This window comes from Caballeronia sp. INML2, assembly GCF_023631365.1.
Classification (GTDB): Bacteria; Pseudomonadota; Gammaproteobacteria; order Burkholderiales; family Burkholderiaceae; genus Caballeronia; species Caballeronia turbans.
This window is the reverse complement of sequence record NZ_JALQDH010000015.1, coordinates 118,823-130,868: the sequence shown is the minus strand read 5'-3', so window position 1 is coordinate 130,868 and position 12,046 is coordinate 118,823. Positions and strand designations below refer to the sequence as shown.

General features: G+C 62.4%; 15 protein-coding genes. All 15 read right to left on the bottom strand.

The features are described from left to right. Positions 1–9 precede the first annotated feature (9 nt). Complete coding sequence (locus tag NCT32_RS05695) at positions 10–606, bottom strand: YmfQ family protein (protein ID WP_250489990.1); 597 nt, start codon at positions 604–606, stop codon at positions 10–12. A gap of 7 nt (positions 607–613) precedes the next feature. Continuing rightward, positions 614–1,645, bottom strand: coding sequence for a baseplate J/gp47 family protein (locus NCT32_RS05690; protein WP_250489989.1), 1,032 nt, complete (start codon positions 1,643–1,645; stop codon positions 614–616). A gap of 133 nt (positions 1,646–1,778) precedes the next feature. Continuing rightward, a complete protein-coding gene (locus tag NCT32_RS05685; RefSeq protein WP_250489988.1) occupies positions 1,779–2,225 on the bottom strand; it encodes a phage GP46 family protein in 447 nt (148 codons plus the stop codon). A 3-nt stretch (positions 2,226–2,228) separates the two neighbouring features. Then, positions 2,229–2,792, bottom strand: coding sequence for a phage baseplate assembly protein V (locus tag NCT32_RS05680; protein ID WP_250489987.1), 564 nt, complete (start codon positions 2,790–2,792; stop codon positions 2,229–2,231). 8 nt (positions 2,793–2,800) lie between these two features. Next, a complete protein-coding gene (locus tag NCT32_RS05675) occupies positions 2,801–3,880 on the bottom strand; it encodes a phage baseplate assembly protein (protein ID WP_250489986.1) in 1,080 nt (359 codons plus the stop codon). Next, complete coding sequence (locus NCT32_RS05670) at positions 3,880–5,487, bottom strand: phage tail tip lysozyme (RefSeq protein ID WP_250489985.1); 1,608 nt, start codon at positions 5,485–5,487, stop codon at positions 3,880–3,882. The genes NCT32_RS05675 and NCT32_RS05670 overlap by 1 nt, the downstream gene beginning before the upstream one ends. Before the next feature lie 3 nt (positions 5,488–5,490). Then, positions 5,491–6,918: a DNA circularization protein gene (locus NCT32_RS05665; RefSeq protein ID WP_250489984.1), complete on the bottom strand. Its 1,428-nt coding sequence runs from the start codon at positions 6,916–6,918 to the stop codon at positions 5,491–5,493. Between the two features lie 163 nt (positions 6,919–7,081). Continuing rightward, positions 7,082–7,642 carry a phage tail assembly protein gene (locus tag NCT32_RS05660; RefSeq protein ID WP_250489983.1) on the bottom strand — a complete coding sequence of 187 codons (561 nt, stop codon included), beginning with the start codon at positions 7,640–7,642 and terminating at the stop codon, positions 7,082–7,084. A gap of 3 nt (positions 7,643–7,645) precedes the next feature. Continuing rightward, positions 7,646–8,020 carry a phage tail tube protein gene (locus NCT32_RS05655; RefSeq protein WP_250489982.1) on the bottom strand — a complete coding sequence of 125 codons (375 nt, stop codon included), beginning with the start codon at positions 8,018–8,020 and terminating at the stop codon, positions 7,646–7,648. 65 nt (positions 8,021–8,085) lie between these two features. After that, on the bottom strand, positions 8,086–9,579 hold the full coding sequence (locus NCT32_RS05650; protein WP_250489981.1) for a phage tail sheath subtilisin-like domain-containing protein: 1,494 nt from the start codon (positions 9,577–9,579) through the stop codon (positions 8,086–8,088). Continuing rightward, the gene (locus NCT32_RS05645; protein WP_250489980.1) at positions 9,576–9,764 is read right to left on the bottom strand and encodes a DUF2635 domain-containing protein; all 189 of its coding nucleotides are present in this window, start codon (positions 9,762–9,764) and stop codon (positions 9,576–9,578) included. Before NCT32_RS05645 ends, NCT32_RS05650 begins: the two co-directional genes overlap by 4 nt. Positions 9,765–9,773: 9 nt before the next feature. Continuing rightward, positions 9,774–10,379 carry a hypothetical protein gene (locus NCT32_RS05640; RefSeq protein ID WP_250489979.1) on the bottom strand — a complete coding sequence of 202 codons (606 nt, stop codon included), beginning with the start codon at positions 10,377–10,379 and terminating at the stop codon, positions 9,774–9,776. After that, positions 10,372–10,710 carry a hypothetical protein gene (locus tag NCT32_RS05635; RefSeq protein ID WP_061117462.1) on the bottom strand — a complete coding sequence of 113 codons (339 nt, stop codon included), beginning with the start codon at positions 10,708–10,710 and terminating at the stop codon, positions 10,372–10,374. Before NCT32_RS05635 ends, NCT32_RS05640 begins: the two co-directional genes overlap by 8 nt. Before the next feature lie 3 nt (positions 10,711–10,713). Beyond that, on the bottom strand, positions 10,714–10,950 hold the full coding sequence (locus NCT32_RS05630) for a hypothetical protein (RefSeq protein ID WP_250489978.1): 237 nt from the start codon (positions 10,948–10,950) through the stop codon (positions 10,714–10,716). Between the two features lie 5 nt (positions 10,951–10,955). Then, on the bottom strand, positions 10,956–12,002 hold the full coding sequence (locus NCT32_RS05625; RefSeq protein WP_250489977.1) for a major capsid protein: 1,047 nt from the start codon (positions 12,000–12,002) through the stop codon (positions 10,956–10,958). Positions 12,003–12,046: the final 44 nt, after the last annotated feature.

The following is a 12,046-nucleotide window of genomic DNA, read 5'->3' as shown; positions in this document are numbered from 1 at the left end:
ATGACCTCGTTATACGTAAGCAAAAATTGGAGTCGTGTGTGCCGGCATTACCGCGCGAATTTCGCACTCGAGGACCGCGTTGCCCCACGAAGCGAGCGGATCACCAGCTGCCATCGAACCAGCCACTGCACGCACGACGGTGTTCAAGGGCGCGGTGATCTTCCAGGCGAAGTTCCAGTCGTATCCACAGCACGGCTGGCCAGCGCGGAGCATCCCTGCCCGGGCCTGCGTGTACTGCGTGATCGTCACGGTGTAGCCGAGGCTCGCGGCGAAACCGATCAGATATGGGATTGACGCGCCGCCGAGGTTGGTGAGCCGCGCTACAACCTGCGCGCGCCGCGCCGGCACCGTGGGCGCGACACCCGCGCACGGATCCGGAAGGCCAAGTGTCGCCTCCCACTCCGGCAGAAGTTCATAGGTCGTCGCTGGGAACGAGTCGACCAAGAGATAGTTTGCGCGGGCGGTCTGGCGCTCGTACGACGGCGCAAGCCCCGAAAGGACCTTCGCTTGGACGGTATCCGGATCACGCGGCCATACGCGGCCACGGGGCAACAACGCCTGCATCGCGACGAGAAAATCCGCCGCCTTGAAGTTCGGTGCAAGCATGGACGCCTCAAACGTAGTTCACGCCGGCGAGCACCGGCAGCTGACCGAAGCCGCTTGTGATGTTCCCCGGATATGTCGTTGTCGTCACACCAACGACGCCCTGTACAAGCGTGATGACGAAGCCGCTCGTACCGGACACAGAGGCGATCGCGGATTCGATGTCCGATCGATTGATCGTGCCCGCACGAGGATCGCCATTTCGAAACAGGACGTCGGAGATTGCCGCGGAGATCGCCGCGCGCGTCGCAGTCGACGTGCCCGTCAGCCCGGACAAAGTGACCGTCAGGTTGTTCGCGACGGGCGCGCACGAATAAACGAGTGCGGTGACCGGCTGTTCGTTGACGATGGTGTCGGCGACAACAAGTTGATCACCGGTTGCCACTGTGCCGCGCGGCGTGCCGCCTGGGCCCTTGTCGTACTGCGAGCAGCCATTCGTTCCCTGCGGAAAGCCGTTTTGGGAAGCTTCGGCCGAGTCCCACATCGTGTAGATCACAACAGTGCCGGCGCCGAAACCGTTCGGCGCGCACCATGCACGCGAGACGCCGGGCACGGCGAGCGCCCATCCGACATAGTCGTTGAGGTCGCCGCCTTGCGGTGTGTTCTGGTACGCGGCGAGCATTCGCGTGCGCAGATCGTCGTTATCTTCGATGTCTGAGCCAGATGCAACCGTGCCCGTGATCGTTCCCGCCGACTGCAATCCCGACACCGCAACGCCGAGAGCGACGGCCGTGCCCGGATCGGCGTTGCCTGCTGAGCCTGCCGAGGTTGCGACGATCGTCACGGTCAGAGAACCAGTCCCGTCGACCGTCGCGGTTGCGACCGTCGTGTATGTCGCGCCATCACTGCGCACGACCTGCGTTCCGGCATTCAGAACGGTTCCCGTGACGCCAGCGAAGGAAGCCGTCAACTGCGCTGGCGTCGCGGCCTTGCGATAGACCTTTTTGAGCGCCGCCCAACCCTCCAGATATTCGTCTTCCGCGGTGAACGGAACCGCCTGCTTGGCAATCCAGTCGAGATACCCCATCTGCAGGTTAGACATTCCCGCCTGCACCTTTCCGACCACCTTCAAGACGGTACGGCGCAGCGTTGCATCAGCACCCTGCAAGGCCGAGTTAATGTCAGCCGCCACCTCGCTGATCAAGGTGGAGAGCGTTTTGCGTTGGAATGGCATATCAGGTGAGCTGTTGCCATGCCCATGCGTACGTCAGAGAGACGCTGGGCCCGGCCGGTTGATAGAGCGTTATCTGCGCGCCGAGAAACGTGTCGCGCGTCCATTCCGTCTGAACATCCATGCTCGCAACGACGCCGTCATCCACGAGCCATTGCAGCGCCTCGACGATGTAGTCGCGCGCGTTGTTGAGCACCTCTTGAGTCTGCTTCGACCTATCCAGCAGCCATAGGCGCGAGCCGATTGGGCTGTCCTCGTCGAGGTCGCCCCACCAGCCGCGCGCATCATCGGTGCCATCAGGAATGACGTCATCGGCGTTCGCCGCGCGGTCGGTGAAGAGGCTCAGCAGCACTGCAGTTTGCAGATCGTTTCCGGTCAGCAGTTCGGGCCCGAGCTGCTGCCAATCGCCGCGGCTGTTCGCGGCATCCCAGAGAATGCTGATGTCAGGCATCTATTACTCCGGCTGTGTCGGCGGCTGAGTGTTGATCGTGCTGCCTCCCGTCTGCACGTTGACGATCTGGTGCGTATGCAAGTTGGCAACTGCTCGCATGCCCGCGACCGTCCGCGTATTCGTTTCGTAGTTGTCGATGATGTCGCCCTTGCATTTGAGCAACGGCGTATCAGCGTCGATCTCTGGCGTGTTCGTGATCGTCACAGGCTTTCCGCCACCGTCGAGCACCATGCCCGCCTGCGATAGATAGACCTTCTGTCCCGTGTTGTCGTGCACCACGACCTCGCCGCTCGCCAGCGCCGTCACGCGATACTTCGCGTTCGACGTGGCGATGACGATGCCGTTCGTGCGCTCTCCATTTCCGAAAACGATCAGCGCCTCGGAGCCGAGCGGCGGATTCGATGACAGCCCGTACTCTACGTAGCGCGGAATGTCGCCGACCGTCTCCAGCGCGTTGATCTTCGCCTGCAGGTACTGGACCGTTCGCGTGTCGTCGACGAATGAGATCACCGCGCGGCTCACGAACAGACGAATCCGCCGCGCCAGCGAGTTCAGTGCGTCATGCATCGAAATCCCTATTCCGGAGCGATGTCCGGATCAATGCGTTGCAGTACGAGCGGCTCGGGTAGAAATGCCTGCCGCGGCGCGAGCACCAACTCCGTATGTGTTCCGTGCTCGTCAAGAATGAACGTCGTCTCAGTTATAAGCAGCAGAGTCTTCTCTGGAATCTTCAGCAATGGCATCGTCACCGGCACCTGGTAATTCAAGTACCACGGGGAGCCGCTTGCATCGAGCCAACTGTCGACCAGCACTCGAACCTGGCGGGACATACCGTAAGCGCGTGCGACTTGCCAATCCACACGACGCTGAAGATATGTTCGGTCTGACGCGGGCTGCTCTGACACGATGTACTTCGTGCGCCACCGCTTCACGCCGCGATCGAACGCTGTGTACTCCGGCAACAGATTCACGCCGATGTCCGTCGCGTTGTTGTAGTTGGTCAACACGCCGGAGACGCTTGAAAATCTGCCTAGAGAACTCTTCACAGACACAGCAGATTCGACGTTTTTGCCGAGCTCAATCCCCGTCGAGCCTAGATCATCGCCTGCCATCGCAAGGCACAGCGATCCGTCTTCAAGCTCGAACGCGAGAACGCCGCTATACCGGCAGCATCGCTCTATCACTTCCCACGGCGTCTCTGTGATGGATATAAGCTGAAATGGAATCGTCGGCAGGTCGTCGATCACCGCCTGGAGGCTCGCCGTGACCACGACCTCAAGCTCAAATTTCTTGACAAGGTCGCGACAGACGGCATCAATACGGCTGTTCGCCAAAATGCTGTAGACCGGCGCGCTGCAGTCGATCAAATCCTGACACCGTCCACGCCCCGTCGCGCGAACCATATGCTCGTGCGGCGTGATGATGTATTCGACTGTATCGACATACCCCGTCAGCAACAGATTGTCAGCATCGATCGCGATCTGAATTGGCGCACCACCGATCAGCGATGTTTCGTCGACCTCAGCCGGAAACCGCTCCGTCATTTCCAGCACGAAAGATCCCGTGCAATTTTCAATCGAGCGCGTCACGCGCGCGGCCGTCCATCCGGTGATCGAGATTTTCGACTCCGGCAGCGTCACAACGAGCGAATTCATCAGTACGTCGCTCCGAGTGCGAATTGACTAGTTGAGCCGGTCGAGCCGCGCTCCACCGTCGATTTCACGTTCGGCGTGCCCGAGACCTCAGCGCGAGAGCCCTTCGGCAGGTTGCCAAGTTCTACCTTCACGCGAAGCTCGCCGTCCGAACGCGCCGGCGCCGCGTCTTGCTGCGCCGCATCCGTCCCTTGTCCACCTGAATAGAGGCCGGCGATGCGATTTGCGGTCGCAGCGCGTGCTGCGGCTTCTGCAGCTGCCGCGGCAGGCCGCTCGTAAAGCCGCGAAACGACATCGGCCGCCTGACCGGGCGTACGAGCCATTTCCAACTCTGCACCCGCGCGCTGCTCACCGCCCCGCCGAAGTTCATAATCGACGAACCCGAGTTGTTGCTCGAGCGTCGAATTGCCGATCCAGTTCCCCGCCCACTGCTGAAACGCGGCTTGGCGATCGGGATGCCACTGCGCGATGCCGTACGCCTTGCCGTTATCGCCGCTTGCCGCCGGATCGATGCCGCTCTCTTGCTGCAGGTTCGAGACGATCCCGATTGCCTGCGCACGCGTCCAACCGCGCGACTCGAAGAACGAGACGGCGGCCGGAACGTTGGCATTCGGCTCGGCGCCAACCTGGGCGTTCGTGCGCGCGCCGTTCCCTCGCAAGAAGTTGCCGAACTTCTCAAGCCCATCGATTGCGCGGTCGCCGAGATTCGCTGCGGGCGGGGCATCCGGCGACGAAGCGGGAACATAGCTGCTGCTGTTCCAGCGCGTCGGCACATAGTCCTGCCCGTTCACGCGCGCGATGACGCGCTCGACGCCCTCCAGAAAGCTCGTCAGCGCCGGAGCGAGGCCACCGAGTATCGTCTGCTTCGTCTTGTCGAACTGCGCGTCGAGTCTCGACATCGCCTCGGCGTAGTCGTTCGCGTGACGAATATCGTCCTCGCTGGGTGCGAGCGCAACGCCGCGCGCGTAGCGGTCACGCACACCGCCCGCGCCCTTGTTGAGCAGATCTTCCAAGCCACCGGCGTCGAGCGCTTCAAAGAGGCGATGACGCGCGAGCGGACCGTTCCGGCTGTTCACGCTTTCGCCGGCCGCAGCGATCTGCTCGAGCAGACGCTCGGAACTGAACTGGCCGCGCTCGTCAAGCCCGTTGATGCCGTACGCCTGATAGATCATCCGCTTCTGCGGATCGCGACCTTGCGTCGACTCGTAGTACCCGCGCGTCACGCCCTCGACCGAAGACGTCGCCTGCTCGGCACTCACGCCGACCGACTTTGCCGCATTCTGGATGCCGAACAGCTGCTTGGCATCGATACCGAGGGTCAGCGATTTATTGCTGACGCTGCGCACGGTGTTTGCCCAAGCCGATTCGATCGAAAGGATCTTCGACGTGACGAGCGCGGCTGCGCCTACAACGCCAGCGAGCAATGCGCCGCTGAGCGCGCTTGCGCGCGTCGCTCCGGTCACGAAGCTTTGCACTGCCGTCATGCGCTGCGAAGAGCGCGTCGTGCGCATCATCGCCTGATCGATGGCACGAAGGTTCCGGTTCGCCGAAGCGAAACCCGCCCCCGTCCTGTCGAGCGCGGAGATAACGATCGTCAGGTTGTTTGCCATGAATCAGGTAGCCAGTGCCTTGAAGCTTGTAGGAAAGAACGCGGGATGCACCGGATCTGCTTGCGCGACCAGCTCATCCGCTCGGGACGCGTCGCGATAGATGCGATTCGCGAGCGTCAGAGACGGCAACGGCGTCGCGAACGCGAAGGTCCGCATGGCCGGCAGACTCGCGCCGCGCTGATTCAGATCTGACACAACAGCTTGGCGCAGGGATCGGAGAGCCTCATACGTCTCATCGTCGCCTTGATCGCCCGATACAGTCATCTCAGCGTCGATTAGATCGAGCACTTGACTGCGCACGCGTGCCGCATCGTCACTCGACGTTGGCTCGTAATTCGATGCTGCCACTGCAATCGAAGCGATGGTCGAGCGCCGGAAGAGATCGGAGCACGCTGATTGCATCGTCGCCATTGCAGTGCCGATTGTCGATGCCGTTGTCGCGCCGCTCGGCTCGTAGCCCGCCAACGACGTCAGCAAGCGCATCGAATCAGCGGGATCCGGCGTCGCCGCCAGCATCGCACTCGTAACGCCCTGCACCGCGGCGGTGAAGTCGTCGATCGTCGACGCGTCCAGATTTCTCGCCGCCGAGTCGAGCGCCGCGGACGCTGTGTCGAGATTCGCGCGCGCAAGAGTTGCCGCTTGCGTGAGGCCTTCGACGGTCGCGCCACTCGTATCGACGGACGAGCTCGGAAACTTGCTGAACGTCGGCACCGTGGCGCTGCCGGCAAATCGGCCAAAGTCACCCGGCAGGTTTGTCAGAAGCCGGAACAGGTTCCGCGCGTCGCCAACGAAATTCTTCGCAGCCGTGTACCAGCCGACGGCCGTGCTCACCGCCGACCCAAGCACCGCCGCGCCGTACGCGATGGCGGTCAGCGCCGTCCGTGCGAAATTGAGAGCGGCCGCGACATTCAGGCCACTCGCCGCACTCTCGACAAGGCTGCCGCCAGCCACTGAGGTCGCTGGGAAGACACGAGGACCGCCCTCGATAAATTCAAACTCGAACTCGAAATACCGGCCCTTCTCCCACCGCTCGATCCATCGGCTATCCATCAGGCTGACGTCCCGCCGACCATACGTCGGATGCACGAGCGAGCCTGCGCCTTCCTTCTCGCAGGCTGCGATCAGCAGGTCGCGTTGCGCGATGACGTCGTCGCCAACGACGAACCCGAAGACGCGGAATCGGCGCGTGCCGCGCCCGAGATCCTCGACCCACGGCGTGTCGCGCAGCGGGTATTCATGCAACTCGTTTCGGCGACCGAAGCCGCCTTCGCCACCGAGCGATACGAACGGCACGCCGCGGAATGACGCGGGCCGCAACTGATCGAAGTACGATCCCGCCGAGCCGCCGAGCCGCGCGGCCAGCGAACTCGCCAGATTGGAGATGCCCGAGGTGGTGCCGAGCACTGCGCCTGCGCCGCCTCCAATGTTCATGCGTTTGCTCCAATCTGTTGTTTCATGCGCTTGGCCTGGTCAAGCCAGCGCAAAGTCTCGGAAACCGTCATGCTTTCGACGTCCCTCGGCCCCCACCGCATGAAATGCGTCAACTCCGCGAGGACGTCATCCCAGCCTTCCGGAACAGGCGTCACGGCGGCAATCAGTCGTCCGAGTCCGCTGTCCGCCGAAGCTGAAAACCGTTGAAGTACGCGCACGCGGCCATGAAGTCGCGCGCGGTCAGCGCGCGCACTGCGTTCTTCGGCACCTTGGACACGATGCTGATCAGCGCGATACTCGAAGCGAACGTGCCGCCGGCGGCCGAAGCTTTGCGCCTCTGCTGATTCGTCGGCTCGCACAACTCGAGCGAAGCGACATTCAGCGGGCTGTCGTCGGCCGTGAGCTTCACCGGTGATTGGAGAACGAGCTCGAATTCGTCGGCGCTCGCCTTCATGCCGCTGATCGCTTCCTTGCCGAAAGAACCGATGAAGTCGGCCGCCTCGTCGATCTGGCTGGTGTACATCTGGTCGATCACGTCGACCGGTACGCCTGTGAGCAGCGAGATCAAAGCGATCTGGAGCCCGTACACGCCTGACGCGTTTTCCGCCTTCTCGTATTCGCCTGCGGTCGGCTCGCGCAGCGTGATCGAGTCGACTGTCTTGGCCTGATCGCCCTTGCCGTAGCTCAGCGCCTTGCGCAACTGGATGGTTTTTGTGTCGCTCATCGATTACTGCTCCGTGACCGAACCTTGCAGGCCTTCCCACTTGACCGTGAACTTCGCTTCGGTCGTGTCGACTTCCTGCGCCTCGACAGTCCACATGGTCCGGCCGATGATCGTCTTGCCGTTCGCAAGCTCGAGGACGACCGTATTGCTGCGCATCGCGTTGATCGCAGCAAGACTGACGCCGCCCGAATCACGGATCGATGCGGAAATCGACGGCGGTTTCGGCTTCTCGCTGAAGCCATGCACCGTGTCTTGGCCGGACAGCGACTCGCGCGTCACAGTGCCGACGTCATACCGAAGCTCGCCTTCGAGTTGGTAATTGACGCCGTCGATCGTGATGTACGCGGTGCCGGCGATGAAATTCGTGTTGTTTGCCATCGTTGGCTTCTCCACAAAAGAAAAAGCCGCCCGGTCATGGGCGGCTTACAGCGTTGGCGAACTGCTTACGTCTGGCTGGTGGACAGACGGAACTGCGCGAGAAGCGCGAAGATCCGCAGCTGATTGATCAGCGTGCCCGGCCAGAGGACGTCGACACGATTCGGGTTCTGCGCGTTTTGCTCGACGATGATCGACTGAGCGAACTTATCGCTGCCCTGCACGTAGCCTTCGTACTCCATCGCCTGGTATTCGGCGATCTGGTCAGCCTTGATGATGTTCGGCGTCACGATACCGGCGCCCGGTCCGAATCGCGTGCCGTTGGCCGCGAGCTTCACGCGCGCATATTTCGACGTCACCAGCGTGCGCAGGCGGCGCAGCACGTACGCGAGCAGGAACATCGTCTCGACTTCGAGATAACTGTTGTCCGGCTGCCCGAACGCATTTGTCTGATAGCTCGTGATCAGGTTCTCGATCGCGACCGTGCCGTCGTCACCAACCGTGAACGTGGCGATGCCGTCATAGAGCAGCGTGTTGCGCTGGCTCAAGTTGAAGCGCGATTGCAGCGGCGGCGCAAGTACGCCCGTCAGCGCGACCGTCTGCATCGGGACGCCCGGATCAGCGCGCACGCTCACCGCGGTCACCGCCGCGATTGCCGCCGCCCATTGCCATGCCGGCGTCGGCGAGTCGTTGAAGCCCATGATCGACTCGTGCTGGTTATTGCGCGAGGTGCCGAAAGTGGTGAGACCCGCCCACGTGCTGCGATATGCGACGAACACGTGGCCGTACACCTGCTGCTGCCAGCTCCAACGGCCGGTCGAGTCGTTCAGGAACGCCTTCAGCGCGTCGAGCGACGTCGTATCGGTGAACGCGCACGCAATGAAGTCGAACGGCATATCCTGAAGATTGCCGAGCGCCGTCGTCAGGGTCGGATTCGTCGTACCGCCCGCCATCGCCGTGATCGTCGCAGCGAGGCCGGTCGGCAGCGCCTCACCAGCCGTCGTGCCGATGTAGTTGAAGCGGATGTCGATGTCGTTGCCGACGAGGCCCTTGTTGTCGGCCGTCAGCGTTACGGTGCTCGTCGATGCAGCTGCAGTGACGGGCATCGACGGAATCAGGTTGATCGCGGCGGCGACAGCGGTCGCAATCTGCGCGGTCGTCTGGCCTGCCGTCACCGGCACGGTGACAAGCTGACCGGCGATATACAGCGAGATCGTGCCATTAGCCGTCGGCGCCGAGGTGAACGCGATCGAGCCGGTCGCGGCCACTGCGCCAGCGGCGTCCTGGACCGGTAGATACCAGAGCTCGCCGAACTGATCGTTCTGGCGATATGCGGCCGTCATCAGTGCGAGCACGCTGTTCGCGCCAGCCTGGACATTCGCGTCGCCCGTGCCGGACGAGATGAGCGGCACATTCGGCGTCGCGGCGCCGGCCGACGTCATCGGACCGATGAGCAGTGCGCGCTGGTTTGCGACCGCGGAGTTCGCGTGCGAGTTGTCGATCTCTGCGAAGAACAGCGGCGTGCGGAGGTTCTGCGGGATCTGCTTGAACGGAATGGTCATTCTGCGTCACTCCCCGACTGCTTCGGTGCGGGCAGAGCCGCGTTGTCCGCGAGAACGACGTCACCGTCATTGAGCACGCGGGTCCAGAAGATGTCGCCGTCCGGCACTTCGGTGCCTTCGTCCGGCAGCAACTGCTTCGTAACCGGATGCCGCACTTTGAGGCCCGGTGCAGGTTTGACGATCATTCGTCGCTCCTATTGAGGAAATTGAACGTTGACCTCGCCTTCCGCGCGGCCGTCTGGGCCCTGCGTGCGCGGAGCCGGCGTGACAGCGTCAGGGAATGGCGGGTCCGGATATGTGCCGTTCGGATCTGCGACGTTCGTAAGGTCGGCCGTCAGGTTCATCGCGAGCAGCTGCGTGTTGATGTCTGGCGCAAACGTCTCGAAGAACTCGATGCCCAAAAGGATCGAAATTCCGCCAACGTGCGGTGCTCCTTCGGCGTTCACATCCGTCTCTGTGTCGCAGAACGGGAAGTCCTGCACGACCTGCCGAAGCGGGATGCTCTTGAAGATCGCCTCTTCGATTTGTGCGCCGAGCGTCTCGACGGCGGACAAAGCCGCCGGACCGGAAGCCGCCGACACCTCTGCCTTGATCTCGAATGCCGCGACAGTCGTGAAAGACGTCTGTCCGTTTCGTCCCGTCGACTGCTTGCGCTCCTTCGCCTGCCGCAGCTTTATCGCTGGCAGCTTCGGGGCGGGCACGCTCCAATCGCCGGGCGAATAAACCGCAACGCCCGGGATCGTCTGCAAGATCGAAAGCAGCACGCTGCGAAGCTGCGCGCGTCCGGTTTGATCAGGCATCGGTCTGTCCTGGAACGTTGAGCATCAGACGCCCGCCACCGTGGCCGTCGAGATGAACCTCGCGCACCTGCCACTGCTCGCCCGTCTTGTTGATCATCAGCGTGTCGTACTGCTGCGGCTCGACGGGAAACTGTGAAACCTGAATCCCGACCGTCGGCTGCTGCGTGACGACCGTCGACCCGGTGACCGGATCGACACCGAAGAACGCCTTGTCGTAAGCGCCCGTGATCTGGAACGAGCCACCGTCGGCAGGCATATATGTGATCGCCGTTCCGAACTGCGCCATCAGAGGACCGAGGATCTTGCCGTCGACGATGTCGTCCCAGTCCATCGGTTAGCCTCCCGGGCTGATCGAGATCTGCCCGCCCGAGATCTGCGCACCTTCGAGCTTGACCTCCTCGACCTTTTCGGGAACGAGGAAGCCGAGATCGCGCAGACGCTTCACCTCGGATTCGGGCAACCGAACGGTCTCACCGGCAGTCTTGATGACCGGCGGCTCGTCTTTCTTCGGTTGATCGTGGACGGTGCGATTTCGGGCAACGACGGCTTCGATGAGTTTTTCAGCCATCATTCACCTCACGCCACGGTCGCAGCGAGCGCTGCATTGACGCGGCTCGGGATGATGACCGGGGCCGATTGCATCATCAGGAAGCGCTGCGCGGGATCGTCCTTCAGCCAGGTCTTCGGCGCGAACGGCAACGACGCGTAGTTGAACGCCGGGTCTTCAATCATGCCGAACGCACGCGTACCGTCAAGGTCCGGACCCGACATGATGAGCGAACCGTCCGGCAGCATCGGCTGCTCGACGTTGTTGTCGTCGACATACCAGTCGTTGTAGAGCCACAGATCGAATTGGCCCCACCTGCCCTTGTGGACCGCACCGCGCTCGACACGCGAGCCCAAGTCGACTGCGTTGCCGAACGACGCCAGCGCCGGATAGAACTGCGCGCCCTTCAGAACCGGATCGAGCTTGAAGCCGTTCCATGCCTTCGGCGTGAAGACGATGTCCGTCACGTTCGCGCCCGAGGACTTCAGGATGGTCTGCTGCCACGACTCGATGTTCGTGGTCGGCGACGCGGTGCCGGCCGTGATGTTGGCCGCCGTCCATTGCGCGCCACCCGTAAGGGCGATTGTCAGCGAACCGTCGCGACCGAAGTCGATCACGGTCGTCTGGAAGCCTTCGCCCGAAACCGTGAGCGTGCCGGTCAGAAGCACCTGTGCCGCCATCCATTCAAGCCGGCGCGTCAGCATGTCAATCTGGTCGTTGAGCTCGAACTCGAGGTTCATCTGCTCGCGGACCTCCGGCGTGAGTTCGCCGCCGATTCGCTCGCCGATCATGCGGCGGACCGGCTTGCGCAGATCGGGGACGCGCTTGTCCTTGATGTACGGCGGCTTGAAGGTGTTCGTTTGATAGCGGCGGCTCTCGACGAGCTTGCCTTCGACCAGCGGCGAGCAGAAGGGCGACATACGGCGCTTGCCGACGTCGACGTCGATGGATACGAATTCCGAGTCGGACGTGATCATGTTCATGAAGAACCGATCGAGCAGCCAGCTCTGCGCCAGCTTCAGGTTTCGAACGACATGAATCAGGGTATTCGTGTCGTAAATCAGGTTTCCGGGCATTGCTCTCTCCGAGTGTGTGGCCCAAATGAAAAAGCCCCGCTCGG

Coding starts and splice junctions, on each gene's coding strand:
- NCT32_RS05635 (WP_061117462.1), bottom strand. CDS start 10,710: ATGGACTGGGACGACATCGTCGACGGCAAGATCCTCGGTCCTCTGATG.
- NCT32_RS05685 (WP_250489988.1), bottom strand. CDS start 2,225: ATGCCTGACATCAGCATTCTCTGGGATGCCGCGAACAGCCGCGGCGAT.
- NCT32_RS05645 (WP_250489980.1), bottom strand. CDS start 9,764: ATGATCGTCAAACCTGCACCGGGCCTCAAAGTGCGGCATCCGGTTACG.
- NCT32_RS05640 (WP_250489979.1), bottom strand. CDS start 10,379: ATGCCTGATCAAACCGGACGCGCGCAGCTTCGCAGCGTGCTGCTTTCG.
- NCT32_RS05665 (WP_250489984.1), bottom strand. CDS start 6,918: ATGAACATTGGAGGCGGCGCAGGCGCAGTGCTCGGCACCACCTCGGGC.
- NCT32_RS05660 (WP_250489983.1), bottom strand. CDS start 7,642: ATGAGCGACACAAAAACCATCCAGTTGCGCAAGGCGCTGAGCTACGGC.
- NCT32_RS05655 (WP_250489982.1), bottom strand. CDS start 8,020: ATGGCAAACAACACGAATTTCATCGCCGGCACCGCGTACATCACGATC.
- NCT32_RS05670 (WP_250489985.1), bottom strand. CDS start 5,487: ATGGCAAACAACCTGACGATCGTTATCTCCGCGCTCGACAGGACGGGG.
- NCT32_RS05675 (WP_250489986.1), bottom strand. CDS start 3,880: ATGAATTCGCTCGTTGTGACGCTGCCGGAGTCGAAAATCTCGATCACC.
- NCT32_RS05650 (WP_250489981.1), bottom strand. CDS start 9,579: ATGACCATTCCGTTCAAGCAGATCCCGCAGAACCTCCGCACGCCGCTG.
- NCT32_RS05625 (WP_250489977.1), bottom strand. CDS start 12,002: ATGCCCGGAAACCTGATTTACGACACGAATACCCTGATTCATGTCGTT.
- NCT32_RS05680 (WP_250489987.1), bottom strand. CDS start 2,792: ATGCATGACGCACTGAACTCGCTGGCGCGGCGGATTCGTCTGTTCGTG.
- NCT32_RS05695 (WP_250489990.1), bottom strand. CDS start 606: ATGCTTGCACCGAACTTCAAGGCGGCGGATTTTCTCGTCGCGATGCAG.
- NCT32_RS05690 (WP_250489989.1), bottom strand. CDS start 1,645: ATGTCTAACCTGCAGATGGGGTATCTCGACTGGATTGCCAAGCAGGCG.
- NCT32_RS05630 (WP_250489978.1), bottom strand. CDS start 10,950: ATGATGGCTGAAAAACTCATCGAAGCCGTCGTTGCCCGAAATCGCACC.